This window comes from Sphingomonas sp. VDB2 (assembly GCF_047946695.1).
In the GTDB taxonomy this organism is placed as follows: Bacteria; Pseudomonadota; Alphaproteobacteria; order Sphingomonadales; family Sphingomonadaceae; genus Sphingobium; species Sphingobium bisphenolicum.
The window spans coordinates 3,071,133-3,092,626 of record NZ_CP159615.1; the positions used below are offsets into that span (position 1 = coordinate 3,071,133).

Below are 21,494 nucleotides of genomic sequence, written 5' to 3' on the forward strand. Positions count from 1 at the left end.
TGCATAGGTAGGCGACGGGGCCGAAGCCCCGCCGTCAGGATCACGCCTGCTTAAGGAAGCGCATATATTCGGGGTTCTGGACGCCGCCGCCGACGCGCTTCGTCGTGTAGAAGTGGACGAAGGGCTTGTTGGTGAACGGATCGCGCAAGATACGGATGCCGATACGGTCGATGACCAGATAGGTCATGTACATGTCGCCAAAGAGCATCGAGACGAGGCCGGTCGCCATATTGGGCATGCCCGGCACTTCGACCACCGGATAACCCGCCAGGGTCGACGGCTCGCCAGCAACATAAGTGGGCTGCCAGATATAGTTGCCCTGGCCGTCCTTCAGCTTCCGCAGCTTACCCAGCGTCGAGCGGTTCAGGTAGAACTTCGCGTTGCCGTTCCGCTCGCTGGGCAAGGAATAGACGAGATCGATGACCTCGTCGGTGGTGACAGCCGCGGCACCGGCCGCGGTGCTGCCGGTGATCGCGCCGAACGGGTGCTTGGCGGCGCTGGCGGCGCCGGTGACGTAGGTCAGCACGCCATCGGGCTTGTTGGTGCCGTTACCGGACAGGAAAGCGATATTCTCCTGAATGGCGAACTCGCCGTCGACCTGGCCCGAAAGCCATTCTTCCAGATCCAGCGCAACGTCGTCCAGCGCCGTCTGCGTGATTGCCGGATTGGCATAGAGTTCACCGGTGGCGAACGAAAGGCTGGTCAGGCCGGGCGTAGCGGTGGCCGGCCGCGCTGCGGTTTCACCTACCCAGCCGCTCCCGATCACGCCGTCGTTATAGACGCGCGAAAATCCGCTGCCGCCGATCGTGATGACCTGGGCATTCTCGCGGATCGGCGAGCGCTGCTTCAACTTGTTGGTGATGGTGCGGTCCCACTCGACCGGTGCGAGATAACCACCGTCCGCGGCAGTGCCGACAGACATGGCCGCGGTAATGTCGCCACGACGCATATGTGCTTTGAACGCGGTCACATATTCCGGGTTCGTCGGCTCCATGTCGCCGGGCGTATTGCCGTTCAGCTTCACAGCAGCGATTTGCTTGGCCTGATCATCGATCGCCGAAGTGATCTCATCCAGCGAAGCGTTGATCTTTTCCAGCTTGTCGGTCGTCAGGACGTCCGTCTTGCCAGCCTTGATCTCGTCCAGCTGCTGAGTGTGAGTGGCCTTGAACGCCTCGAAGGCGGTCGCCAATTCTGCGATAGAGGCGGGGGTCCGGGCTTCCGCGCGCACGGCGATGAGGCCCCGGCCCAGCGCAGCGGTGCTGCGCAGGAGCGTCGTCTTGGTCATTTGCAGTTTCCTGTGTTGGGGTTAGGCCTTCATGGCCTTCAGAAGGACGGAGAAATCCGCCTCCACGTCATCGCCAGCGTTGTGCGTGGCATCGTCGGCATCGTCAGCGCGCGGCGTGACGATCCCTATCGCGCGGTACATCTCACGCCGCTCGGAACGCGGCATGTGGTGCTTCGCGAGAAACTGATCGAGAGACTCCTTGTCGCTCGGGAAAATATCGGCGGCTGCCGTATAGACCGGCATCTGGGCTTCGCGATCCATAAGCAGGTCTGCCAGGCCAGCGTCGATCGCTTCCTGGCCGCGAAAATAGACGTCCTTGCCCTCGATCATCGCCGTGAAGTCATCTACCGGGCGCTTCGACCGCGCAGCGTAGGTTTCGCACATGGCCGTGTCGATATGTGTCAGCGTGTCGATTGCGTCGCGCATGTCCGACTTGGTGCCAAGGAAAAGCCCGCGAGCTTCATGGATCATGATCTCGGCATTGGCGGCAATCGAGATGGTGTCGCCAGCCATTGCAATGACAGAAGCGGCAGAGGCCGCCACGCCCAAAATCTCTACGTCAACGGCTGCATCATGCCGGCGGAACAGATTGTAGATGGCGACGCCTTCGAAATAATTGCCGCCGGGAGAGTTCATTTCGACCGTGATCGGCTTGCCCTGCAATTGTCGAAGAACGGCGGCAATGCGCTTGGCGGTCACCCCGCCGCCGTCGCCATCGTCGCCGATATAGTCGAAAATCGAGATGGTAGAATTGCCTTCGGCCGCAGCCTTCACCTCGAATCGCTTAAAGTCGGGCGCCAAAGCCTTCGTCTCGAACTGCCAGTCGGCGCCCGATCCGAGATTAGGCATCTCAGGCGGCCGCCCCGCAAATACGTTAATGAGCCCGTTATGCCGCATCTGCCTGATCCTCTTTCGCAATCGCCTCGGCCGTCGTGCCGGGGCGGGGAAGGTCGTTCCCGCCGTCCTCCGGGTTCAGATCGAAATTACTGCGCACTTCATTCTGCTTCATCCAGCCGAACCCGCCGCCGGACCCGAGCGCCTTGGCGAAAAAGTCGGCCTGATCTTTGAGCGAGCCGCGAAGAAGGGCGCCCTCGTTGAACTTTGCGTACATGATGTCCTGCTCGGCCGAACTCAGCAGGCACATCCAGATGGCCTCTTCCCAGATGACGAACCACATCATCAGGCAGTAGGTGACGAAGAACAGGCCCAACTGCTCGATGCCGCTGCCCCAGCTCGTCTCATCGAACATCAACAGCGGGCGGGGGACTCCGCTGAACCGCGCCACCTCTTCCGCCTCGCCCTGCATAAGTTCGCGTAGCTGACTGTCACGCGCGGTGGAGGCGAACAGCTTGGCCTTGAGCCCTTCTTCCAGCACCATCCAGTCGTCCTGCGCCTCGGCGCCGGCATAATTCTCGCGGAGGCTGGCCTTCAGGTTTTCGATGGCTTCTTCGCCGAGCGTCTGATCGCTCTCTAGCGCGCCACGTGCCATCGTGCCCTTGGTCAGCATCCGCGCGGCAGCGCTTTGCGCTTTGGCGGCGATTCCCAGTGTGTCGGTGCAGACGTCGACCAATGACACGCCGTTCAGCCCATCCAGGGTCAGCGGCGCACGGAAATGGAAAATATCCTCCTGCTGTAGCGTCGTCACCCCACCGTTCGGGCGGGTATATTCGAACGTCAGCTTGAAATCGTCGGATAGCTTTGGTTTCACCGACCGGCGCGCCAGCGGGATCAGCTCGCGCACCGCGCCGCGCGAGCGGACCTTCATGGCATAGGCATTGCCGTCCAGCAGGGCGACCAACTGCATGTAGCTCTTGAACTGGCCAGCAGTCTGATAGGTGTTCGCGCGTCGGTGAAGCACGTTGAAAAGCGGATGGTCCTTGGCCTTTTCCGTGGTGCCGTCCGCCTTGCGCCGCATCAGGTGTAGGGGAAGCATCCCCATGGAGCCGGATATCAGCGACATGGCGCGGAAGAACGTGCTGTTGCGTAGAGCCTTGCGCTCGTTGACCACGACACCGGTAACCCCGGCTCGACCTTCCCGCATCAGTGTCGGCAACGCAGGGTCCGAGAGATTCAGCGTATCATAGGCAACGATCGGACCAGCGACCGTGGGGCGGGCCGCGACCAGCGCAGGCGGCGCGTATGAGCGTCGGCCGCCCGAAGCGCGGATGTAATCATTGGGCGACAAGCCAGCCATTCGCCCTCCTACAGCCTGAGAACGCCGCGGGAGGCGTAGACCGACTTCTTCTTCGGTTTCTCGGCGGCCGTCGCAGCGCCGACGCCCATTGCGATAGTGACCATGCCGTCGATGCGCCCGCGCGATCTCTTCTTGTCGAAGGCCCGGTTGCCCTGGCCATCGGTGTCCAACACGGCGTTGGCGGCGCAGGAATATGTGACCGGCGAGGCGTCGATCAGGATCTTCGCATCAAGGATACGATCCTCGGTGCGGGTGATGGAGTGCGGCATGCACAGCTGCCGATCTTCGAACATGATGCGCTTGCCCTGGGCATGCTTCACGATCTTGATGCCGCGGCCCTCTGGCTTGCCGGGGCCTTCCCACAGCCACCATTCAAGCCCGATCTCGTCGCAGGCGTCGGTGAAGGAGGTCAGGAAGGCCGGATCAACGACCAGGGCTTCAACATCATGCTCGGCGTGGAGCTGGGCAACCTGCATCGCGACATAGGTATAATCGATCGTCGGGCCGGGCGTGGCGGTGAGATAGCCATCCTCCAACCAGTCGAGATAGGGCGCCTTGTCGGTATCAGCGCGGTCCTCCAGGCCTTCGCGCGCCGTCCAGTACCATGTCTTTGATGCGATCAGGTCGTCAGGAAGTTCCCAGGTGCCCGACAGCGCCGTTAAATCGTTCTTCTGCGACAGGTCGAGCGACAGCCAGCATTTGCGCCCCCGCATGGCCCGCGCCTCGACCACGCTCTGTACCGCCGACCACTTCTCTTCGTTGATCCAGAAGTCGGCAGCGGCGGTGTCGATGCCGAAATACAGCCGCTTTACACTCGACTTGGTCGATGGCCGTAGCTTCGCGGAGTTGACCGTTTCCCGGATATTCTCAATCGGGAACGTCTCGCCCAGCGCCGGTAGGGATTTCTGCCAGCACTTCTCATTCTCGAACACGTTTTCCCGGTCGGCCTTGTCGATCCGGGCGATGAACGCGAACGCGGTATCGTCGCGCGCCTCGCCTTTCACGATAGACTGATACATCTGCGAATAGGACGTGCCGACATGCTGGGTGCTGCCCGGCGTGTTCGTGCCCAGCAGCATCAGCGCATTACCAGCAACCTTGTCGATTGCTGCCTTCCAGGTCAGCAGCGACAATTCCGATTTGAATTCGTGGATCTCATCGCCCGCGACATAGGAGGGGCGGGGACCGGACTGAGATTCGCCGCTGGCGATCGGCATGAAGAACGAACCGCTATCAGGATGCTCGATCTTCCAGGCGTTCTCCAACTCGCCGCGGATGACGACCTCTCCCAGCCCTTCAAGGCTCTCGCCCTCGTCGCCACCGGGAATATCGGCGCGGCACATCGCCGCAGCGTCGCGAAAGAGGACGTTCGCCGTGGCCTTGTCTTCGCCGATGGCATAGCATTGGGCGCGGGCGATCTCGCACCATCCCATGATATAGACGCCGATCGCGCCCATCAGCGGCGATTTGGCCTGGCCCTTGCCTGTCTCCAGCCAACCGGAGCGGAACCGCCAGCGATCGGCTGCTGTGCGCCAGCCGAACAGCGAACCCATCACAAACGTGTGCCATTCCAGCGGATAGAAGGGCTCGCCCGCGCTGGGGCCATCCGTCACCTGGAAAACGGATGGCAGGAACTCCAGCGCATGCGCCGCAGCATCCGGCCGCCAGAATATGCCCCGGCGCTCGCCGTCGCGAATATCGCGAAGGTGGCGTTCGGCAGCATGGCGGACCAGTTCGCCGCAGGTAAACATTTTGCCGTCGACAGCCGCCTTCGCCCATGCTGTCGTCGGGTCGGGGTCGGAGAGGAAGCGATTAGCCACGGTTTCTCAGATATCCGCCGCCCGCCTGTCGCTTGACCTTCTTTTCGACCTTAGCACCGTTTCCACGATCGCGCGGCGACACGCAAAGCTCCTTTTCCAGCGCGGCAGCCTGGCTGGCGGCATTGCTCATCGTCGTCCACCAGGGGTTATAGGTAGGCACCCCAGTCTTTTTGGCCTTGATGACCGGTCCCATTTTCAGCACTTCTCGCGCCGAAATGTCATAGGTCACATAGGCGACCACCAGCCGCTTGATCGAATGCGCGTTCGCGACAGCCAGCTTTTCGGCGCCGCGTATCTCGCTGATCAACGATTTCCAGTAGTCCGCCGCCGCAGAGCGATCCCCCGCGCGTCCGAAAATCGCGCGCCAGTTGGGCTCGGGCGGGACGCCGTCGCCGCCGGGCAACTCGACAAGGTCAACCATCGTCATCTCCGGGCGTCCGGCCGAAACCCTCCCCCCTCAAAATTTGATCTCGGTGCGCACGGTGGGCAGGCTCGGTGTCCGGGGCCTGCCGCCTCGCAACTTTCGACCCCCGGGGGGGGTATAATGTTGCGCGTTCACGCCCTGTTCCATGGGTGGTCCGCGCTGGTCGGTCGACCGTCACGCCCGATGCCCTTGCCCTTGATGGGCTGGGCATGGCCGAACTGTTCGGCGGTGACCTCGACATGGCAAGGGTCGCACAAATTGCGGGTGTTCTCATCCTCGTCACTACCGCCCAGCGCCAGCGGCTTGATGTGGTCGACCACCGTCGCGAACACAGTCAGGCCGCGCTCATCGCACCGCTCGCATAGGCCGTCGGTGCGAGCCAGGCGGCGCTTGCGCTGCTCCTGCCCAGCGCGACCGCGAAGGCGTTCAACCACGTCCGCGCACCAATGCCCGAACCTGGGCCGCTATCCGCTCGCCATCGTCTATGATCCGCTCGACGCGATCATGCGACCGGGAGGGCTCGCGCATGTCAAAGGCCAGCATGTGCAGCTCGCTGGCAAGGCGCTCCATCTGATCGGCTGGGTGAGGGCGCTGGCTCATGCCAAACGCTCGGACGCCTCAATTGCCCTGTCATATGCCGCGACGATCGCGGCCTCGGCTTTGTAACAGTCGGTGCCGCCATAGGGCGATGGGCTATGCCGCAACCGATGCTTCGTGCCGTCAGCCATGTGGATCAGCATCGCGGTATAGCTATGACCGCGATCCCAGGAGATGGAGGCGACATGCATGGGATTAACGATCAGATCGTCACTCACCTTAATCATGCTGCCTCCGAACTGGTTGCCACAGCGGGATTTGAACCCGCGACCTCCAGCTTATGAGGCTGGCGAGCTACCGGACTGCTCTATGCGGCTATGGAGCTAGGGGCGGGACTTGAACCCGCAACCTCCTCATTACGAGTGAGTGGCTCTACCGTTGAGCTACCCCAGCAGAAGTGTGTGACGCGGGCCGGTGCGCAACTACCGGCTTTCAAGCGGGGCTGATGGTGCGCTCGATATCACGCATTGTGCAACACTCGGAGGTTGCGCCACTCAGTTCTTCGCTCGACCCTTGTGAGGTCGCCGCGTCACCGTGCCGCCGACCGGGTAAGCCCAATCCAAAGCGGCAATTGAATGGTCGGTGGCGCTCTATCCAGTTGAGCTAACCCGGAGTCTCTTACACCCCGGAGCGGGACTTGAACCCGGAACCTCCACCGACCAAGCCCGATAACTGGAACCGTCAAACGACGGGGCCAAACCAGTCAGAGCGGGAACGAGAATTTCAGACATTGCGCTGCTGTCCTACTGCCCGCCCAGCGGCGTCCAGTAGTTTGGTCGGGGAGCGCAAGGGTCAATGCCCCAGTTCGTCTAGCCCCGTCGGCTGCTATGGCAGCGGCACCCAATTAAGGTTGATCGATGCGTAGCACAACAGGCAGGACGCGCCAAGCCTCTACCGTCATCGTGTGAATGCCCCCAAAGTCGATTACCGCACTCGTCCCGTTGCTCTCCGTAATTGACCCCTCCAGCCCCGCCAGCGCTGAGACATCTGCCACCGTGACCCTGTCCCCGGGCGCGAAGGACTTGCGGACTTGACGAAGCGCCTTGCGCCGCGCGCGCTCAGTGCCAAGACGTTCAGCGCGAGCGCGGATTGCTTCTTCTCGCGTCTCGGCATCACGCTCCGCCTGCGTCGCGGCATCTGCGATGTCTTGGGCCTCACGCAGGCCGGCAACGCTACGCTCGCTTACAAGCGCAGCGTGTCCGCACCGCTGCATAACCCTGAACGGCAGATGCGACGTCCTGGGGCTGCACGCGAAGCGGGCCAGATCGTCCTCGGCCCCTTCCCGCACAAACACGAAGCCGGACAGGATGGGCACTGGCACCTCGATCTTTCGGCGTGTCTGACCCATGACGAGTTGGCGAGCTTGCCCCGGCGCCGGGCGGCGCACTATGCGCCGAGGCGTCCAGGCCTCGAAGCCCTCGATCGTGAGCATGTCTAGGAGAGGCAACGTCTTCGGGCCGTTCGTCCGCAATATGCACCACCGGTCGGTCATGCTGCACACCCTTCAAATGGTCGCGAGGTTTGCATGGTTTGGCGGGTCTGTTTCACCCTATATATATAATTTGGCACTGCTAAATCCCGTATGTAGGCTGAAACATACCATTCAAAACTCGCAAACCTCGCGCGCCAATATTGAGACTAAGCATCATAGCGACCTCGCAAACCTCGCAAATATGGAAAATAAATTCTTCATTCCTGCAATTTTCTTACCGACCAAAGCTTCACATTTGCATGGCCATCGTCTTTCGATTGCAGCTTCATGCCGTTGACCACGCGATCTTTGTACTTGATCAGGAACTTGCCGAGTTGCCGCGTTCCAATGTCCCCACGCTTGTCCTCAGCGACCTCTTTTAGAGCCTCATTGAGATGCGGATGGGCTAAGGCTTCAAACATTCGCGATTCAGCTACCTGTTTGATTTCCGCAGAGGTTTTCCAACTATCGCCTACCGCGCCGTGCCATGTGCCCAGCACCAATCTGAGTGAAGACGTTACCGGATCGTCATCCCGCGCTGCCTCCATGGAAGCACAAGGGTCGTCACAGCCGAGCCAGATCAAGGCGGAGCGAACCACCTTGCTCCACTCCTCAAACGAGGCTAGCGGCGGAGCTTGATCGGGATGTCCGGCACAGGCATAGGCGCGCACGATCGTCAGGGCGGCGGCTATATATTTACCCCTGTTTGCCATTACTGTCTGGCGCGGGTTCGACTTGAAGCGGCGCAGTTCGGGACGCTCCATTCCAGGGTCGAGCATGCAAATGACTGCACGCCTCGTCATGTCGCCAACTAGGTGGATATTATTGCCCGTGGCGAAGCAGGTTGCGCGGCTCTCGATCTTCACCAGTTTGGACGAGCCAAGAATGCGCGGCTGAACGACGGGCCGTTCGATCATCTGGCAGAGCAGATCGCCGCCAAGCTGGCCATTGACGTTGTCGATGGAAATAATCGCCTGCCCTCCGATCAGGGCCGCGACTAGGCGCTTCTCGGTTTCCTCTTCCTTGGGCGCCGCGGCGATCACCGGCGCGGGTTCGCCCGTGCTGATGCACGACGCCAGGTCGATGATGTAAGACTTGCCTGATCCGGGCGTAGGAGCCGATGTGACATGCATGGGCGCTACTGCCATGGCGCCGCGGGCAACCGGCGTGATCAGCGCTGACAGTGCCACCGAATGGCTTGTCTGGTCCACGAAAGGGAAATCGACCAGCAGGCTGTTCAGCGTCCGCAGCGCTTCAAGCGCATCGTCGCGGCTGGGCCTAGCTGCGATCGGTGGGAGCTTTGGCGGCTCGACCAAAAGCAGGCGCGTCTGGGGATCGTATCCGGGTGCTGACAGGATCGTGCCGTCTGGCTTCAGCGTTGGCGTCGTGATGACGCCTGCGATGGCGGGGAACAGCCATTCGCCTTCCCGGTTCAAAATGATGCTGGCGATCTCGCCAGTTGGATCGGTCGGGACCAGATCCTTCTTGCGCTGGTTGTATTTCACCCAATGCGCCGACCTCGACATATAATCGACCATGCCGATCGCGGATACTTGCGTCAGCCGGGCAACCTTGGTCCTCTTTCCGTCGGCTGCCGCAACTTCGTCGATTACAGGCCTGACGATGCCGCCCGCGCCGCGAACATAGAAGGGCGCGCCGGCATCAATCAGTGCTGCTTCAGCTTCGCTCGCAATGGTATGAAGGGCGTCAGGCCGGATCTCGATTGTCCGGCCGCGCTCGTCCTTTTGGGGTTTCCGGGCCTTCTCAAAATGGTCGCGGATGCTGATGACCGTGTCATCATCGGACATCATGAAATCCTCTGCAATTGGTCGTTCCAGTCTTTGAACGGCGGTTCGGGAAATATCTCGGAGACGCCCAGACCTTGGGCGGCATAGGCGGTTCGGGCGTTGATGACGGCGATCTGTCCCGCGTGGCCATTGTCGCCCGCCAGCGTGATCGAGTGGACGCCGGGCGGCATTTCCATCCGGGGCATCATGGCGGTGCCACAGGCGACCCACACGGAGCGGCCGGGCAATTCCTGCATCAGCGTCCAGCCATCTTCAGGCCCCTCGCAGACGATAATGTCATCCGCAATCGGCCCCAGACGGATTGCTGAGCCAACGACAGTTCCGAAAGATAGCTTGGCCCTGACCTTCTTACCGTTCCGGGGCGGCCTTTCATACTTCCCCCCACCATCGGGTCGCAGGAAGATGCACTGAACCCCGACGACAGCACCGGCACCGTTCTGGAGCGCGCAGACGACGGCAGGGTGATCGGGGCCGACCCGCCCGGTGTCATGGTCGTACCATCGCGGCGTCCGGGTGAACCGGATAGAGCCGGGTAAGGGCACACGGATGCCCCGTGCTCGAACGTACCGCTCGCCGATCGAGCCTGCCAGCGGACCGGCACCCTTCCAGATCGATCGAGCCAGTTCGATCCGACGGGCAACATCGGCAGCATCCGCCTCCCTGCGCCTTACCTGCTCTTCGGGCGGCACCACCGGGAAGTTGTCACCCGTCAGAGCCTCATAGGCCTGGCGGAACGTCATGCCCTCTTTTTCCATGAGGAAGCTGACATGATCCCCATGCGCGCCACAGCCGAAACAGTGATAGACACCCTTGGCATCGCTGACCTCGAAGCTCGGCGTCCTGTCAGGATGGAACGGGCAAAGGCCGACCATCTGCGTGCCACGCTTGCGCAGCTTCACATGCCGGGCGATCAGGTCCGAGATATTGTGCTGAGCCTTGGCGTCGGGCAGCGCCATGTCATCGCGCGGTTTGCAGCGGCCCGTCATACCACCACCGTCACCTTCTCGGCGGCCCGAGTAACGGCGGTATATAGCCATTTAGAAGCGTCATCGCGGAATGCGCGGCTTTCATCGAAAACGACCACGTCGTCCCACTGCGACCCTTGTGACTTATGGCAGGTGATGGCCCAGCCGAATGTGAACTCATCGTTTTCCCGGCGCCTGCGCCAGTCGAGCGACTGCTCTGTGCCATTGAAGAACTGTTCAGGGACGCGAATGCAGACAGGCGAACGATCATAGTCCTCGGATGTCACGACCATTTCGAGGTAGCGGCCCATGTTTCGGGCACGCTCCACGCGCCACAGCCCGCCATTGAAGAGCATTTTTTCCTTATTATTACGCAGGCAGATAAGCCGGTCGCCGAATGTGGGGTGCCAAGTATCCCGGCCGCCACCAAGGCCCTTTATCTCGCGGACCCGGCGATTGTACGAAACGCGCGTCCGGTTCAAACCGCATAGCAACTGATCGGCGTTCACTACCAAATCGCGTAAATGGTCCTGATCCGCGTGCTGGCGCTGGATAACAAGGCTTTCCCCATACTGGCCAGGCGTAAGGGATCGGCCCTCGCGAATATCCATGCTCAGGCGAATGATCGGGTTATCGCGTGCCTGGCGATGTACCTCGGTCAACATTACGTCGGGCGTGCCGTTGATGAAGAAGCCTTCGCCTTTGACAGGCGGCAGTTGTGCTGGGTCACCCAGCACCAGAATTTTCTTCTTGAAGCTCAGCAGATCCTTGGCGGTTGCTTCGTCCACCATCGACACTTCGTCCACGATGAGCAGTGATGCAGAGGCCAGATCACTATCCGGGTTGAGGACGAAAGTCGCTTCGCCGGTGGCATCATCGACTTCCGGTTTATAGATGAGGCTATGGATGGTGCTGGCGTCCGCGCAACCCTTGCGGCGAAGCTGGAGCGCCGCCTTCCCGGTGTATGCGGCGTACAGGACTTTGCCTGATGCGCTCTCCGCCATAAGGCGCGCCAAGGTCGTCTTACCCGTGCCCGCGACACCGAATAGCTTGAACGGATCGATAGAATAACGGTCGCCGATCCACGCCGACACCTTCTTCACCGCAGTTTCCTGTTGAGGAGCCAAGTTCATGCCCGCGCCTCCGCGATCGGAGCGCCAGCAGCGCGCAGGTGATCGATCAGCGTTTCCGCCTTACGGAACACGCCGCAGCCATGGCCTTGCCGGTGATAGCGGTTCAACCGATCGCGCTGGGCAGGCGAGGGCATCTTCTTGCCGTCCTTGAACTCAGCCAGAAATACGCCATGTCCTGGCAAATCCACCGACCACGTGATGATCAGGTCAAGCGCACCAGCCCGCGCGCCCTCACGCCAACGCTGGACGCGCTCCCAATCGGTTGCCTTGCCAGCGTTCGGGATGGCGACGGCGTCACATGACGGACCAAGCCGCGCCAGCATCGACAGGAATGCCATCTGGCGCTTCAGCTCAGGCTCAGGATCGCTGTCCTTTGGTTCGATGAACCAAGGTTCGTCCGCGTCGTCACCTGCCAGCGCGGCGAAGATATCAACGGCGCTCATCTCGCGCCTCCCGCTTCTGCCGGGCGACGGTCAGTTCATATTCAATTTCCTTGGGCGGGACGCGATAAGAGCGCGCGAGCTGGTCGATCGCCAGATGTTCCAGCGAGCGGGCGTTCGCCAGCATGACCTTTAGCTGCGCGCGGGCCGATGCTACGGTGATCGCCTCTTTCTGGCGTGACATCCTCATTGGGGCCACCGCCAGTTGTTCACCGCGAAGACGGCATCAACAAGCTCGAAGGAAAGCAATGCGCTCGCGTAACGGTCTATGAGGGCGTTAGCGACGTCACGAAAGTCTGGGTAATACTCGAAGATATGGGCAAGCAATTCGCACACCTCTTCGGGATCTTCGTGACTGGCGATATGGTGCGCGGCCGGATAGCGATGCGCAGTGTCGTTCGCGACTATCATCGCGGTCACTCCGCCTCGGCGGGCACGTGAACCAGCAGATCTCTGGCTTTGACCATCCCCTTCGTGGCGTCCTCAATTTTGATAACGCGCGTAAGGGTGGGCTGCCGTTGGCGATAAGCCCATTTGCGAACGATGTTTTCAGTTTCGCCAATCTCTTTTGCAAAGCTGGCGAATGTGAAATCCGACGAACGGATGAACTCGAGAAGGGTCATCCAATCAATGTGCACTATCGGTGCGCTTTTGAAAAGAGGGTTAATGCACTGAGGGTGCAGTTGCTAGAAATGCACTGCTGGTGCATGGCGGAACCATGGCTATGCAAAACTTTATCGCACAACGGCGCAAGATCGCGGGGCTCTCTCAGTCGGAGCTCGCTTCGAAGATCAAAGCTACTCTCAGCATGGTCGGCAAGCTCGAGCGCGGCGAGAGGGAGTTAACAACCAGCTGGCTACTGAAAATTAGCGAGGCGCTCGCGTGCAAGCCGGCCGACCTTATTCACGACGAAAATGATGAAGCAATTGATGAGTTCGGCTTGGTGAACAGTGTCGGCATTATTGTCGATGCTTCCACCAAGGAGAAGAAGGACATGACGCTACTTCCATCATTTGATGGTCTTCGCGTTTTGAAGCAGCGTGCGTATCGCAAGATTATGGTAGAGGGCGAAGCTATTTCGGTAGACAGATACAACTCTGTTACCTGTGTGGCCTCTCTGAACCTTTCTATTCCCCCGGGATCGCAGTTCTTATTCAGCTGGAAGGATATGACCGACCACCCGGCGGTTGGTGTTCTGTCGGTAATTGGGGTTTTTGTACCTGACGGTTATATCATCGCGATCGGAACAGCGCTGCCTGGAACGCAGCCGGACCGCTATCACGTGCTGCCGCTAAATGGCACGCCGATGTCTGATGTTACGATCGACATGACGACCCCAATCAAGACGGTTCTGCTGTAGTGCACTGACAGTGCAATTTTCCTGTTGACGTTGCGCACCAACGGTGCGTATTAACCAGTCTCGTTAGCCGGGACTGGTAACCAACCCTGTCCGGCAAGCGCCAGACCCGCCGCCCTTATGGGCCAAGCGGGCCGCTCAGACAGGAGTTTCCTAAATGGCCGACGCCACCAAGGCGCGGAGCGATGACGCTTCGCGAGCAGCACCCTTATGCCCGCCAGAGCGGATGCTCGGCACCCATCGCATGGACGACAGCGACGATGCCTTTGGCCCGCTGCCCGACATCACCACCGGACGGACATCGGCTGACGCTTTAGCCGCACTCGACTGGGCCGTTGCGAACGACCCAGCGGCATATGGCAAGGCTTGGACCGACGAGTTGCGCGACATCGGCGTGACTGCCATGTGCGTTCGCACCGAGGACGGCGACAAGATCGAAGTCTCGCATCCCTGCGACAAGCTGCTGATCGAACGCCGCCAGCGTTGCGACGAACTCGTGAAGCACTTCAAGTTGGTTGACGGCGGTCGCGCGCAGATCCTCGATCATCTTCGCAAGATCGGCAGCGCCTACGGCTATATCTTCAAGGTGTCGAAGTGACCGCGCTCGCCTTGGTGGCGGCCGAACCGCCCTCGATCGCGCTGGAGGTCTTCACGGCGATCCCGCCTTGGGCGCGGGCCCACGCCGTCAAGGACAACAGCACAATGCCGCTCTTCCGCCAAGGCGAAGTCGCCGTCTTCGCGGACGAACCGAAATCGATCCCCGAACACGGCAAGCTCTACGTCGTAGAATATGGCGGCAACCCGATCGCACCGGGGCACAGCACGCTCACCAGGCGGACTTGCTCGCTTGCCGAGGCGCATAAGCATTTGAAGCGTGATGGCGAGGCCGCATGGTCTTTTCGTTCTTATGCTGGCCCTATCCACTGGGCAGATGGCTGGTATCCCGACGAATACATGATGGCTGATAAGGTGCTTGGCCCTGTCGTCGGCATCTATGCCCCCAGCGGGAGCGCAGCGTCGTGAGCCGCCTCCGCAAGTTCATCGCCGCGATCGAGCCTTGGTATCACTGGGGTCCTCATGGCGGCGCGTCGCTGAAAGACGAACGCGGCGGCGATGGCGGGTTCTTCATGTTCGAATGGTTCGGCCTCCAAATCTTCATCGCGTTCACGCGCTTCCCAAAGGAGAAGTGACATGACCACACGTCGCCAAGTCCTGGCAGCGACTGTTGCCGCGCCGATCGCCGCCGTCGCACCATCCGCCATGGCGCAGCGCTTTGTCTGCTCGGTCTATGATCCGATCCCTGAATATCAGGCCGCATTCCACAGCTACAATGAGGATGATGCAGCATCGGTCGCGCGCCACAGGGCGGCCCGTGACGCCCTCTACGATTGGGTGCCGGACGCCGCCGAAGACATGCTGCGCAAGATCGTCTGCATTCTAGACGATCATGGCACAGCCCCCGAAACGACGCTGTCCCTGCTCATCGAGCAGGTTGATCGCGTCGTCATCGACCACGCTTGAGGGAGGGATCGATATGACCCAACCATCTCCACCACCGCACGCACCGACCATCCTGATCGACGCATGGAAGCGCTTTTCCAGTGATGCTTGGAAGCAGTATGGCGATGCCCCTTCGACTGAGCAGAGCCGCGCGGACGAAAATCTGCTCTCGACTTGCATCGGAGACACGCCAGCCGCGATCGCCGCCAAGCTCCGTTATGCCCTGTACCTGAACGCGTCAGAACCGTGGCTTCAATCCGCAGCCTTGGGCGCCGAGGTGCCCGGCTTTGCCGACATGCTGGCGGCGGACGACACGATCAACGAAACTATATGGTCTGCGATCCAGAGCCTCGAAGCGATGGAGGCGCGGCCATGACCTGGATCATCATCAAGCAGCCGCACCCGCTGGACGCGATCTGGTCCCACGCAATGACGGCCGTCGATCTGGCCCAGACGGCGATTGACGACTTGCCCGATCCGTACACGAATGAAGAAATCGATGCGCTGGTAGACGTCCATACAGCGGCAGCGTTGGCCGTTATTGCTCTCCCCGCGCGCGATGTGGCTGATTGCATTTCGAAGCTGGACCTTACCGGCCCGATGACTGCCGGTCCGCTTGTCGGCACGGACAGGACCGCCATCATCAATGAGATGCTGGACCTGATCGATGTCGGCTTGTCGCAAGGCGCGAAGCTGAAGGCAGCGGTCCCCGGACTATTGGAGGGCGTGACGCTATGACCTCCTGTCTTCACTGCGCCCACTTCCTCGAAAGCGGCGTGAACCCGTCAAGCCGTCGACCCGGTGCCATGCTGCGCGCCGACAAGATCGGCCTGTGCCGCCGCAATCCGCCGCATTGGATTGCGGATGCCGAACTGGAAGACGGCGGTCAGTATTCCTTTCCCGCCGTCCATCAGGATCACCGCTGCGGCGAGTGGTCATATTGGGGGCCATGGGAATTTGATGACGATCCCGACGGTCCCGGCGGCGGCGAGTCCGCCACAGTCACAGCGCTTTTCCCCGCCCGACCCCACGCCGCATAGGAGCATAGCCCGATGCCTACCGCCGACACTACCGCGCGCGATTACACCGCCGCCGAGGTCACCGCCTACGAAGCTTATCTAAGCGCAATCGCGGAACACAATATCATCTGCGCACGAACCGCCGCGACGACGCGCGAAAAGATGGACGCCGCCACCGCACAGTTGAAGGCGTTCGGCCGCTTCTGCGAAATCGCTGGATATCCCGACGGCAGCCCCCGCTCGCCCGACGACATCCGCACGATCGGGGAATTGAAGGAGAAGCTGGGCAGATTGACAGAATGCGCCCGCAGCGCTTGGGCGATGCTCCGGGCGGTCGACGCCATGGGCGTTATCCACCGCATCCCCGAAGGCGTTGATCGACAGGACCATGGCGCCTGTGTCTGTCTGGTGCAGGACGCCCAGGTCGTGCTGCGCGAAGCCGTCTCGATGGCAGACGGCGAATGACGAACGTCCGCCTCACCGTGCCCAACATCCCGGCCTTTATGGTGACCCGCAAGGGCCGCACCCAGCGGCCTGGCAGCACATTGCCGCGCACGCGCTACCCAACGCTGGACGAGGCCGTCACCGTGGCGGAGGCGCAAGCCGCCGAGCGTCCCGGCAGCGTCATGATCGTATTTCAGGAAGTGCTTCGCGCGAAAGCCGAAGCCGACCCCATTCCGGCCGCCGCCCCCTCACCCCGGCGGTCGGGAGGGCCGGGCGACATTCCCCCGATGTCGCCCGGCTCGAAAGGCGGTGCGTGATGATTGTTCGCTCAGGCGTGCGCCCGACGCCAGTTACCCCTGTGGCGGTTGTCGAGGGCTACGTGGAGGTGAAGGACGACGCGAGGCCTGCCGCCAAAAGGTGGCCGGTCGCAAAGGGCAATCCTCCATCGGTAGAAAACCGGCATCCGTCCGAACTGCGCCTTGACGACAGCTACCAGCGGTCCACCGACAACGGTGCCAGCAAAGCGCTGATCAAGAGGATCGCCACCGGCTGGGACTGGCGCATGTGCCTTCCGCTGGTCGTGTCGAAGCGGGATGACGGGTCGCTATGGGTGATCGACGGTCAGCATCGGCTGGCGGCGGCGCTGCTGCGCGGTGATATCCCGTTCCTGCCGTGCTGCGTCGGCGTCTATGGCAGCGTCGCGGACGAGGCCGCCATGTTCGTCGCCATGAACCGGGCGCGCAAGCCGATGAACCGGCTGGACGACTTCCACGCGGCTATCGCCAGCGGCGATGGCGAGGCGATCCAGATTGCCCAGATCATCACAGACGCCGGGTTCACCGTGTCGCGCAAGACGGGATCGCAAAGCTGGGTGCCGGGTGAAGTCGCCTTCACCAGCGCGATATCGAAGGTCCTGCGCAAGCATGGTGCCAAGGTCTGCGCCGACGCCCTGGGCGTCATGCAGGAGGCATTCCCCGACGAGGTTCTGAACGCGGGCGCCAGCATGTTCACGGCGCTGACCAAGCTCGCGATCAACCCGCCCGAAGGCTTTGACCCGGAGCGCATGTTTCGGGCGCTGCTCAAGCGCAACCAGCGCGAATGGGCGAGCTTCCTTAGCGAGGTGAAGAGCGGCGGCGACGAGCGGGCGCTGGCCCTGCGCGAAGTGATGCTGATGGCCTACGAGGAAGAAGGGGAGGCGGTCGATGGATGAGGCTTTCACCAGTGCCGCAGATTTGCGTGGTGTCGACTGGATCGAGAAGTGGTCAGGCCTTGGCAACGGCCTGACCAACGACCCGAAAACAGGCAACCTGATGCTGTCTCACTCAGGCGACGACCAATCAAAAGCGCTGGCAGTCGAGATTATGGATGATCCTATACTTGCTCACGCGGTCGGCAGGTTCCTCTTGGAATATCATCGCCGAGAAAATCGCAGGCAGGCCGATGAAGCCCGATGACGATATCCGCCAAGAGGTCAGGCGCTGGCCAGGCGCGACCGTCAATTTTGACAGGACCGGTCGCCACCCGCGCGCAGTCCTTCATTTCAACGGAAGGGAACGCTTCGTGACAATCCCAGGAACGCCGGGCGACACCGCCCACGGCCCGAAGAACAATATCGCCATCGTCCGCCGCACCCTGAAGGCGCTGGGCGCGATCCGCGTAGCCATCCCGTTCGGGCGCGGCCGTAAGCGCTGGCGCAATCCCGGCGTGCAACAGCGCGTCGTGGTGGCGGGAGAACCCGCCCCTGTCATGCCTGACCCGTGGGAACCGTTGCAGGCCGTCGTTCAACCGCAGCAAAATGCGGCGGTTGAAATACAGGTGCGTCAAACTGGCGCACCTGTCTGCGAGTGCCTCGCCTGCCTGTCCGACATGGCCGGCATCTACCCCTGTTTGATCGAGGATGAATCCCAATGACCACCCCCGCCAAGATACTCACTCGCGCCGAAGTCAACGGTAAGCCCGTTACGTTTTTCTCACCGCCGCATTCCGCGCCGGACTTTCCTTGGGTCGATGTCGAAGAACTTGCTGCCGCCTTTCTCGAAGCTGACGCGGCCAAAAGAATGACGCAACACGCCCATAACTTCGATCGGGACAACCGACCGGTGACGACGGCGCAGAACGGCGACAGGATCGCGACGATCGTCCCTCACGCTCTCGCGCAAGGCTTGTGCGGCGCGGTTGACGAATGGTCGGGCTTCGTCTCGACCGATGACGAAGATGGCCCCGCGTTCGTCGCCTATTGCAGGACAGCGGGAAAAGTCGCTGCGGATCACTGGCCGCTGAGCATCGAGCAGTTGATTTATGCCTTCAACAATCCCGGTGGCCCGTTCCTGAAGGACGGGGCGCAATGACCGACCTTCTCGACCTCGCGGCCCGCCTTGAGGCCGCGTGCGACATCACCGGCAAGCCGATCGGGCGGCACATGATTGCCACCACCAATGCCGTGTCCGAAATATTCGGGAAGGACACCGGTCGGGAAGCCCAGGACATGGCGACCGTTACCGGCACTCTCAGCGACTGCATCGACGCCGAGGCCAAGCTGTTCGACGCGCTGGAGATCGTGGCGAAGGAGGCTGTGGAAGCATTGCGGGCCGCAGCGAAGCCGATCGACCTTAAGGGCATGGCCGAATTGATGGGCACCACCGAAGAGGACGTGACCGTCAGCACGGCATGGCACGCGGGATATGATGCAGGTTCGAAAAGCCATGCTGCGTATTCGGCAGGCTATACCGATGCAGAGCGCGATGTTGCCGAATATCTGGATGACGTGAAGTACCGGATGTCCCGCTGCGAGCATCGATCGTCGGAAACGCGGGCACTGCTCCATCCGAGCGTTCGGGAGGAAGAGCAATGACGATCGCCGATAACAGAAGCCTGCGAGCCGAGATCGCGGCTCTCTTGATTTTGCATGGGATGCGGCAGGTTCCTAACAAGCTGATCCGCGATATCATTGCCAAGGTCGAAGGCGACTTCGTCCGAAATTCGCACGCGCCGCCGCATCTTCCGACGCCCGAAATGATCGCAGCGGCGTGGGACGTAATCGATAAAGCGAAGTTGGCCGGCGGTATCAAGCGGCTCGGTCCCGGCCTTGGCGTCGCGGAGGTATGGCAGGCGATGGCGGCCGTTGCGGCGGAGGCGAACCAATGACACCTGTCGAGAAAATCGGCAAGCAACTGACCGAGGGCGCGCTCAGCGCGATCGGGAAATGGATAATCATCGCGGCGCTGGGTTTGGCAGCCTGGCAATGGATTTCGCCGCCCGCGCGGGACGCCACCGATCCGCCGTCAGGCGCGCGCAGCGGTATGCGCTTGCGCACTGACAACGGCACCGGATGCCAGTATCTGGAGACGAAGGGCGGAGCGTTGTCGCCCCGTCTGGCGCCGGATGGCAAGCAGGTATGTGGCCCGGCATTTGACGTCGAGGTGCAGAAATGAACGATGTTATCGACCTGAGCTTCGAGGGCGCGCCGATCCGATCTGTCATCATTGAGGGCGAGCCGGGTTTTGCAGGCAAGGATGTATGCCTGCGACTGGGTTATGCAGATCCGACCAATGCAATGAAGCAGCACTGCAAGGGGGTGGCGAAACACCACCCCCTTCCGTCGCCTGGAGGACCACAAAATAGTCGCATCCTCTTCATGCCCGATGTCTTGCGCCTGATCGCGGGCAGTGCATTGCCCGATGCGGAGCGTATGGAGCGCTGGATGTTCGAAGAAGTCCTACCGTCGGTCATCAGGACCGGATCATATGTATCCGACGGCGTCGTGAACAATTTCGCCCCGGCCGCGCGATCGACGCTGGGCGGCATCGTTAAGCGCGTGACCCATGCCGAACTGCATGAAGCGCTGCCGGCGCTGGTAGAACCGATGATTGAGAGGTTGCTCGATGCACGGATGTTGTCCGACCGGCGCAAGCTGGTGGAAGGCGTCAGTGCTCTGGAGATCGCTGAAATGGCAGGATATACCAAGGGGAAGCGCCCCCGGGGCCTGATCCAGTTCATCACACGCCGCATCCGCCGTTATCATGAGGACCGGGGCATTTTGCCGCACCGGACGCCGCATGGCTCCTGCAAGGTGCTGATCTATGTCGAAGCCGTCGTTCGCCGCTGGCTGACCGACGGCGGCCGGACCGAGATCGAGGCCTACGTCGCAGAGCGCATGGGGCAGGGGAAGCTGAGGTTTATCAGCGCAGGTGCCAAGGAGGCGTTCAATGGCCAGTAATCCCGATCGCCTGCTTCGGATCAACGAAGTGGAAGCGATCGTCGGCCTTAAGCGTGCCATGATCTACCGCCTGATCCAGCGCGGAGAGTTCCCCAAGCAATACAAGCCCGGCGGACATGCCAGCCGCTGGGACGCGGCGGAAGTTCGGGCTTGGCGGGAGCAGCAGCGCGCCGCTTAAATCGCACCGCCCTCAGGCGCCGATTCGCCGTCAGAGGCCAACTGTTCGTCTATCAGACGAGACAGCAAGCTATGAAGGGCAGATAGATTTAATGGTCCCGCCTCTATGCTGGCATCTGCGGCTTTCAGCGCCGCAACATACTCGGGTCGATTAGCTCTTATGAGCTCGGGCAAAATGACGTCACCACCGAGCCAATTACCAGCCTTAAGGCAAAGCACGAAATAGCAGACTACCCGCGCAGTCCGGCCGTTGCCATTTATAAACGGGTGTATCCAGTTCAGCCGCCACAAGACAAAGGCTGCCAGAAAAACCGGATCGCTTTGATCCCAGTATCTGTTAACCTCGTCCACAAACAAGCTCATGAGGGCAGGGACGCGGACGTGATCAGGCGGTTTATATTGTTCAGGTGGCCGTCCTACATAAACCGCGCAAGGCCTGAGTTGGCCCGCATTAGCGTGCAGACACGAAATTGCATGATAATTAAGCGCTAGTATTACCTCTAGCGACAGCATTGGCCGATTCAAGGCTAAGGACGCACCTACCACCGAGCGTAGGAAATCGTACTGGCGATTCAAATTGGCAATGGCCAATGCCTCGTAGGCCGGATGGGATTCCGTCTCTACGAGGTCAAAGACTATCATTC

The 21,494-nt window shown here is 61.2% G+C and carries 36 protein-coding genes and 2 tRNA genes; 20 read left to right on the forward strand and 18 right to left on the reverse strand.

All coding sequences use genetic code 11. The annotated features are described in order from the left end of the window. Nucleotides 1-40 precede the first annotated feature (40 nt). The 10 genes from ABT375_RS15275 to ABT375_RS15320 all read right to left on the reverse strand — a co-directional run bounded on the left by ABT375_RS15275 (nucleotide 41) and on the right by ABT375_RS15320 (nucleotide 6,713). A complete protein-coding gene (locus ABT375_RS15275; RefSeq protein ID WP_416463196.1) occupies nucleotides 41-1,285 on the reverse strand; it encodes a phage major capsid protein in 1,245 nt (414 codons plus the stop codon). A gap of 21 nt (nucleotides 1,286-1,306) precedes the next feature. Beyond that, on the reverse strand, nucleotides 1,307-2,203 hold the full coding sequence (locus tag ABT375_RS15280; RefSeq protein ID WP_416463197.1) for a head maturation protease, ClpP-related: 897 nt from the start codon (nucleotides 2,201-2,203) through the stop codon (nucleotides 1,307-1,309). After that, nucleotides 2,172-3,338 carry a phage portal protein gene (locus tag ABT375_RS15285; RefSeq protein ID WP_416463199.1) on the reverse strand — a complete coding sequence of 389 codons (1,167 nt, stop codon included), beginning with the start codon at nucleotides 3,336-3,338 and terminating at the stop codon, nucleotides 2,172-2,174. Before ABT375_RS15285 ends, ABT375_RS15280 begins: the two co-directional genes overlap by 32 nt. Nucleotides 3,339-3,487: 149 nt before the next feature. After that, nucleotides 3,488-5,299 (reverse strand): terminase large subunit, encoded by a 1,812-nt coding sequence (locus tag ABT375_RS15290; RefSeq protein ID WP_416463200.1) that lies wholly within the window; start codon nucleotides 5,297-5,299, stop codon nucleotides 3,488-3,490. After that, on the reverse strand, nucleotides 5,292-5,702 hold the full coding sequence (locus ABT375_RS15295; protein WP_416463201.1) for a P27 family phage terminase small subunit: 411 nt from the start codon (nucleotides 5,700-5,702) through the stop codon (nucleotides 5,292-5,294). The genes ABT375_RS15290 and ABT375_RS15295 overlap by 8 nt, the downstream gene beginning before the upstream one ends. Nucleotides 5,703-5,854: 152 nt before the next feature. After that, entirely contained in the window at nucleotides 5,855-6,157 is a 303-nt protein-coding gene (locus ABT375_RS15300) for an HNH endonuclease (RefSeq protein WP_416463203.1), read from the reverse strand. Further along, on the reverse strand, nucleotides 6,150-6,323 hold the full coding sequence (locus ABT375_RS15305; protein WP_416463204.1) for a hypothetical protein: 174 nt from the start codon (nucleotides 6,321-6,323) through the stop codon (nucleotides 6,150-6,152). The genes ABT375_RS15300 and ABT375_RS15305 overlap by 8 nt, the downstream gene beginning before the upstream one ends. Further along, the gene (locus tag ABT375_RS15310; protein ID WP_416463206.1) at nucleotides 6,320-6,547 is read right to left on the reverse strand and encodes a hypothetical protein; all 228 of its coding nucleotides are present in this window, start codon (nucleotides 6,545-6,547) and stop codon (nucleotides 6,320-6,322) included. The genes ABT375_RS15305 and ABT375_RS15310 overlap by 4 nt, the downstream gene beginning before the upstream one ends. A gap of 13 nt (nucleotides 6,548-6,560) precedes the next feature. Next, nucleotides 6,561-6,637: transfer RNA gene (locus ABT375_RS15315), tRNA-Met, on the reverse strand. 1 nt (nucleotide 6,638) lies between these two features. Continuing rightward, nucleotides 6,639-6,713, reverse strand: a tRNA-Thr gene (locus ABT375_RS15320). A gap of 637 nt (nucleotides 6,714-7,350) precedes the next feature. Between ABT375_RS15320 and ABT375_RS15325 the strand changes: the two genes are divergently transcribed. Further along, complete coding sequence (locus tag ABT375_RS15325; RefSeq protein ID WP_416463207.1) at nucleotides 7,351-7,758, forward strand: hypothetical protein; 408 nt, start codon at nucleotides 7,351-7,353, stop codon at nucleotides 7,756-7,758. Nucleotides 7,759-8,009: 251 nt separating this feature from the next. Here ABT375_RS15325 and ABT375_RS15330 read toward each other — a convergent pair whose 3' ends face one another. The 7 genes from ABT375_RS15330 to ABT375_RS15360 are packed head-to-tail and all read right to left on the reverse strand — an operon-like array spanning nucleotide 8,010 to nucleotide 12,760. After that, nucleotides 8,010-9,602, reverse strand: coding sequence for a hypothetical protein (locus ABT375_RS15330; protein ID WP_416463208.1), 1,593 nt, complete (start codon nucleotides 9,600-9,602; stop codon nucleotides 8,010-8,012). Further along, the gene (locus tag ABT375_RS15335) at nucleotides 9,599-10,555 is read right to left on the reverse strand and encodes a CHC2 zinc finger domain-containing protein (protein ID WP_416463209.1); all 957 of its coding nucleotides are present in this window, start codon (nucleotides 10,553-10,555) and stop codon (nucleotides 9,599-9,601) included. The genes ABT375_RS15330 and ABT375_RS15335 overlap by 4 nt, the downstream gene beginning before the upstream one ends. A gap of 26 nt (nucleotides 10,556-10,581) precedes the next feature. Then, nucleotides 10,582-11,697, reverse strand: a complete 1,116-nt coding sequence (locus ABT375_RS15340; protein ID WP_416463210.1) for an ATP-dependent DNA helicase — start codon at nucleotides 11,695-11,697, stop codon at nucleotides 10,582-10,584. Next, nucleotides 11,694-12,140, reverse strand: coding sequence for a hypothetical protein (locus ABT375_RS15345; protein ID WP_416463212.1), 447 nt, complete (start codon nucleotides 12,138-12,140; stop codon nucleotides 11,694-11,696). The genes ABT375_RS15340 and ABT375_RS15345 overlap by 4 nt, the downstream gene beginning before the upstream one ends. After that, nucleotides 12,127-12,327 (reverse strand): hypothetical protein, encoded by a 201-nt coding sequence (locus tag ABT375_RS15350; RefSeq protein WP_416463214.1) that lies wholly within the window; start codon nucleotides 12,325-12,327, stop codon nucleotides 12,127-12,129. Before ABT375_RS15350 ends, ABT375_RS15345 begins: the two co-directional genes overlap by 14 nt. Further along, complete coding sequence (locus ABT375_RS15355) at nucleotides 12,324-12,548, reverse strand: hypothetical protein (protein ID WP_416463216.1); 225 nt, start codon at nucleotides 12,546-12,548, stop codon at nucleotides 12,324-12,326. Before ABT375_RS15355 ends, ABT375_RS15350 begins: the two co-directional genes overlap by 4 nt. 5 nt (nucleotides 12,549-12,553) lie before the next feature. Then, entirely contained in the window at nucleotides 12,554-12,760 is a 207-nt protein-coding gene (locus ABT375_RS15360; protein ID WP_416463218.1) for a hypothetical protein, read from the reverse strand. Nucleotides 12,761-12,855: 95 nt separating this feature from the next. On the opposite strand from ABT375_RS15360, the gene ABT375_RS15365 reads away from it, so the two are divergent. From ABT375_RS15365 to ABT375_RS15455, 19 genes are all read left to right on the forward strand, one after another. Next, nucleotides 12,856-13,497 carry a helix-turn-helix domain-containing protein gene (locus ABT375_RS15365; RefSeq protein WP_416463220.1) on the forward strand — a complete coding sequence of 214 codons (642 nt, stop codon included), beginning with the start codon at nucleotides 12,856-12,858 and terminating at the stop codon, nucleotides 13,495-13,497. 154 nt (nucleotides 13,498-13,651) lie between these two features. Beyond that, on the forward strand, nucleotides 13,652-14,092 hold the full coding sequence (locus ABT375_RS15370) for a hypothetical protein (RefSeq protein WP_416463221.1): 441 nt from the start codon (nucleotides 13,652-13,654) through the stop codon (nucleotides 14,090-14,092). After that, nucleotides 14,089-14,517 carry a hypothetical protein gene (locus ABT375_RS15375; RefSeq protein ID WP_416463223.1) on the forward strand — a complete coding sequence of 143 codons (429 nt, stop codon included), beginning with the start codon at nucleotides 14,089-14,091 and terminating at the stop codon, nucleotides 14,515-14,517. The genes ABT375_RS15370 and ABT375_RS15375 overlap by 4 nt, the downstream gene beginning before the upstream one ends. Further along, nucleotides 14,514-14,684 (forward strand): hypothetical protein, encoded by a 171-nt coding sequence (locus ABT375_RS15380; RefSeq protein WP_416463224.1) that lies wholly within the window; start codon nucleotides 14,514-14,516, stop codon nucleotides 14,682-14,684. Before ABT375_RS15375 ends, ABT375_RS15380 begins: the two co-directional genes overlap by 4 nt. 1 nt (nucleotide 14,685) lies before the next feature. Next, a complete protein-coding gene (locus ABT375_RS15385; RefSeq protein ID WP_416463225.1) occupies nucleotides 14,686-15,015 on the forward strand; it encodes a hypothetical protein in 330 nt (109 codons plus the stop codon). 13 nt (nucleotides 15,016-15,028) lie between these two features. Next, on the forward strand, nucleotides 15,029-15,370 hold the full coding sequence (locus ABT375_RS15390) for a hypothetical protein (protein ID WP_416463227.1): 342 nt from the start codon (nucleotides 15,029-15,031) through the stop codon (nucleotides 15,368-15,370). Continuing rightward, nucleotides 15,367-15,732 carry a hypothetical protein gene (locus tag ABT375_RS15395; RefSeq protein WP_416463229.1) on the forward strand — a complete coding sequence of 122 codons (366 nt, stop codon included), beginning with the start codon at nucleotides 15,367-15,369 and terminating at the stop codon, nucleotides 15,730-15,732. The genes ABT375_RS15390 and ABT375_RS15395 overlap by 4 nt, the downstream gene beginning before the upstream one ends. A gap of 68 nt (nucleotides 15,733-15,800) precedes the next feature. Beyond that, on the forward strand, nucleotides 15,801-16,034 hold the full coding sequence (locus ABT375_RS15400) for a hypothetical protein (RefSeq protein ID WP_416463231.1): 234 nt from the start codon (nucleotides 15,801-15,803) through the stop codon (nucleotides 16,032-16,034). Nucleotides 16,035-16,046: 12 nt separating this feature from the next. Continuing rightward, entirely contained in the window at nucleotides 16,047-16,478 is a 432-nt protein-coding gene (locus ABT375_RS15405; RefSeq protein WP_416463232.1) for a hypothetical protein, read from the forward strand. Further along, complete coding sequence (locus tag ABT375_RS15410; protein ID WP_416463233.1) at nucleotides 16,475-16,774, forward strand: hypothetical protein; 300 nt, start codon at nucleotides 16,475-16,477, stop codon at nucleotides 16,772-16,774. The genes ABT375_RS15405 and ABT375_RS15410 overlap by 4 nt, the downstream gene beginning before the upstream one ends. Beyond that, a complete protein-coding gene (locus ABT375_RS15415) occupies nucleotides 16,774-17,667 on the forward strand; it encodes a DUF6551 family protein (protein ID WP_416463234.1) in 894 nt (297 codons plus the stop codon). The genes ABT375_RS15410 and ABT375_RS15415 overlap by 1 nt, the downstream gene beginning before the upstream one ends. Next, nucleotides 17,660-17,911 (forward strand): hypothetical protein, encoded by a 252-nt coding sequence (locus ABT375_RS15420; protein WP_416463235.1) that lies wholly within the window; start codon nucleotides 17,660-17,662, stop codon nucleotides 17,909-17,911. Before ABT375_RS15415 ends, ABT375_RS15420 begins: the two co-directional genes overlap by 8 nt. After that, a complete protein-coding gene (locus ABT375_RS15425) occupies nucleotides 17,898-18,368 on the forward strand; it encodes a hypothetical protein (protein ID WP_416463236.1) in 471 nt (156 codons plus the stop codon). Before ABT375_RS15420 ends, ABT375_RS15425 begins: the two co-directional genes overlap by 14 nt. After that, nucleotides 18,365-18,805, forward strand: coding sequence for a hypothetical protein (locus ABT375_RS15430; RefSeq protein ID WP_416463237.1), 441 nt, complete (start codon nucleotides 18,365-18,367; stop codon nucleotides 18,803-18,805). Before ABT375_RS15425 ends, ABT375_RS15430 begins: the two co-directional genes overlap by 4 nt. Next, nucleotides 18,802-19,308, forward strand: coding sequence for a hypothetical protein (locus ABT375_RS15435; RefSeq protein ID WP_416463238.1), 507 nt, complete (start codon nucleotides 18,802-18,804; stop codon nucleotides 19,306-19,308). The genes ABT375_RS15430 and ABT375_RS15435 overlap by 4 nt, the downstream gene beginning before the upstream one ends. Beyond that, nucleotides 19,305-19,601 (forward strand): hypothetical protein, encoded by a 297-nt coding sequence (locus ABT375_RS15440; RefSeq protein WP_416463239.1) that lies wholly within the window; start codon nucleotides 19,305-19,307, stop codon nucleotides 19,599-19,601. The genes ABT375_RS15435 and ABT375_RS15440 overlap by 4 nt, the downstream gene beginning before the upstream one ends. Continuing rightward, complete coding sequence (locus ABT375_RS15445) at nucleotides 19,598-19,888, forward strand: hypothetical protein (protein WP_416463240.1); 291 nt, start codon at nucleotides 19,598-19,600, stop codon at nucleotides 19,886-19,888. The genes ABT375_RS15440 and ABT375_RS15445 overlap by 4 nt, the downstream gene beginning before the upstream one ends. Further along, on the forward strand, nucleotides 19,885-20,673 hold the full coding sequence (locus tag ABT375_RS15450) for a Bro-N domain-containing protein (protein ID WP_416463241.1): 789 nt from the start codon (nucleotides 19,885-19,887) through the stop codon (nucleotides 20,671-20,673). The genes ABT375_RS15445 and ABT375_RS15450 overlap by 4 nt, the downstream gene beginning before the upstream one ends. After that, entirely contained in the window at nucleotides 20,663-20,851 is a 189-nt protein-coding gene (locus ABT375_RS15455) for a helix-turn-helix transcriptional regulator (protein ID WP_416463242.1), read from the forward strand. Before ABT375_RS15450 ends, ABT375_RS15455 begins: the two co-directional genes overlap by 11 nt. On the opposite strand, the gene ABT375_RS15460 is transcribed toward ABT375_RS15455, so the two are convergent. Beyond that, on the reverse strand, nucleotides 20,848-21,492 hold the full coding sequence (locus tag ABT375_RS15460; RefSeq protein WP_416463243.1) for a Fic family protein: 645 nt from the start codon (nucleotides 21,490-21,492) through the stop codon (nucleotides 20,848-20,850). The two genes, ABT375_RS15455 and ABT375_RS15460, sit on opposite strands and share 4 nt — an antisense overlap. Between the last annotated feature and the right edge of the window lie 2 nt (nucleotides 21,493-21,494).

What these genes read in the sequence shown, in the direction of transcription:
- ABT375_RS15450 (WP_416463241.1), top strand. Translation starts at nt 19,885, where the DNA reads ATGAACGATGTTATCGACCTGAGCTTCGAGGGCGCGCCGATCCGATCT.
- ABT375_RS15345 (WP_416463212.1), bottom strand. Translation starts at nt 12,140, where the DNA reads ATGAGCGCCGTTGATATCTTCGCCGCGCTGGCAGGTGACGACGCGGAC.
- ABT375_RS15445 (WP_416463240.1), top strand. Translation starts at nt 19,598, where the DNA reads ATGACACCTGTCGAGAAAATCGGCAAGCAACTGACCGAGGGCGCGCTC.
- ABT375_RS15330 (WP_416463208.1), bottom strand. Translation starts at nt 9,602, where the DNA reads ATGATGTCCGATGATGACACGGTCATCAGCATCCGCGACCATTTTGAG.
- ABT375_RS15395 (WP_416463229.1), top strand. Translation starts at nt 15,367, where the DNA reads ATGACCTGGATCATCATCAAGCAGCCGCACCCGCTGGACGCGATCTGG.
- ABT375_RS15305 (WP_416463204.1), bottom strand. Translation starts at nt 6,323, where the DNA reads ATGAGCCAGCGCCCTCACCCAGCCGATCAGATGGAGCGCCTTGCCAGC.
- ABT375_RS15360 (WP_416463218.1), bottom strand. Translation starts at nt 12,760, where the DNA reads ATGACCCTTCTCGAGTTCATCCGTTCGTCGGATTTCACATTCGCCAGC.
- ABT375_RS15405 (WP_416463232.1), top strand. Translation starts at nt 16,047, where the DNA reads ATGCCTACCGCCGACACTACCGCGCGCGATTACACCGCCGCCGAGGTC.
- ABT375_RS15335 (WP_416463209.1), bottom strand. Translation starts at nt 10,555, where the DNA reads ATGGCGCTGCCCGACGCCAAGGCTCAGCACAATATCTCGGACCTGATC.
- ABT375_RS15400 (WP_416463231.1), top strand. Translation starts at nt 15,801, where the DNA reads ATGCTGCGCGCCGACAAGATCGGCCTGTGCCGCCGCAATCCGCCGCAT.
- ABT375_RS15415 (WP_416463234.1), top strand. Translation starts at nt 16,774, where the DNA reads ATGATTGTTCGCTCAGGCGTGCGCCCGACGCCAGTTACCCCTGTGGCG.
- ABT375_RS15365 (WP_416463220.1), top strand. Translation starts at nt 12,856, where the DNA reads ATGGCTATGCAAAACTTTATCGCACAACGGCGCAAGATCGCGGGGCTC.
- ABT375_RS15310 (WP_416463206.1), bottom strand. Translation starts at nt 6,547, where the DNA reads ATGATTAAGGTGAGTGACGATCTGATCGTTAATCCCATGCATGTCGCC.
- ABT375_RS15460 (WP_416463243.1), bottom strand. Translation starts at nt 21,492, where the DNA reads ATGATAGTCTTTGACCTCGTAGAGACGGAATCCCATCCGGCCTACGAG.
- ABT375_RS15275 (WP_416463196.1), bottom strand. Translation starts at nt 1,285, where the DNA reads ATGACCAAGACGACGCTCCTGCGCAGCACCGCTGCGCTGGGCCGGGGC.
- ABT375_RS15390 (WP_416463227.1), top strand. Translation starts at nt 15,029, where the DNA reads ATGACCCAACCATCTCCACCACCGCACGCACCGACCATCCTGATCGAC.
- ABT375_RS15385 (WP_416463225.1), top strand. Translation starts at nt 14,686, where the DNA reads ATGACCACACGTCGCCAAGTCCTGGCAGCGACTGTTGCCGCGCCGATC.
- ABT375_RS15455 (WP_416463242.1), top strand. Translation starts at nt 20,663, where the DNA reads ATGGCCAGTAATCCCGATCGCCTGCTTCGGATCAACGAAGTGGAAGCG.
- ABT375_RS15440 (WP_416463239.1), top strand. Translation starts at nt 19,305, where the DNA reads ATGACGATCGCCGATAACAGAAGCCTGCGAGCCGAGATCGCGGCTCTC.
- ABT375_RS15435 (WP_416463238.1), top strand. Translation starts at nt 18,802, where the DNA reads ATGACCGACCTTCTCGACCTCGCGGCCCGCCTTGAGGCCGCGTGCGAC.
- ABT375_RS15425 (WP_416463236.1), top strand. Translation starts at nt 17,898, where the DNA reads ATGAAGCCCGATGACGATATCCGCCAAGAGGTCAGGCGCTGGCCAGGC.
- ABT375_RS15410 (WP_416463233.1), top strand. Translation starts at nt 16,475, where the DNA reads ATGACGAACGTCCGCCTCACCGTGCCCAACATCCCGGCCTTTATGGTG.
- ABT375_RS15420 (WP_416463235.1), top strand. Translation starts at nt 17,660, where the DNA reads ATGGATGAGGCTTTCACCAGTGCCGCAGATTTGCGTGGTGTCGACTGG.
- ABT375_RS15340 (WP_416463210.1), bottom strand. Translation starts at nt 11,697, where the DNA reads ATGAACTTGGCTCCTCAACAGGAAACTGCGGTGAAGAAGGTGTCGGCG.
- ABT375_RS15355 (WP_416463216.1), bottom strand. Translation starts at nt 12,548, where the DNA reads ATGATAGTCGCGAACGACACTGCGCATCGCTATCCGGCCGCGCACCAT.
- ABT375_RS15370 (WP_416463221.1), top strand. Translation starts at nt 13,652, where the DNA reads ATGGCCGACGCCACCAAGGCGCGGAGCGATGACGCTTCGCGAGCAGCA.
- ABT375_RS15430 (WP_416463237.1), top strand. Translation starts at nt 18,365, where the DNA reads ATGACCACCCCCGCCAAGATACTCACTCGCGCCGAAGTCAACGGTAAG.
- ABT375_RS15350 (WP_416463214.1), bottom strand. Translation starts at nt 12,327, where the DNA reads ATGAGGATGTCACGCCAGAAAGAGGCGATCACCGTAGCATCGGCCCGC.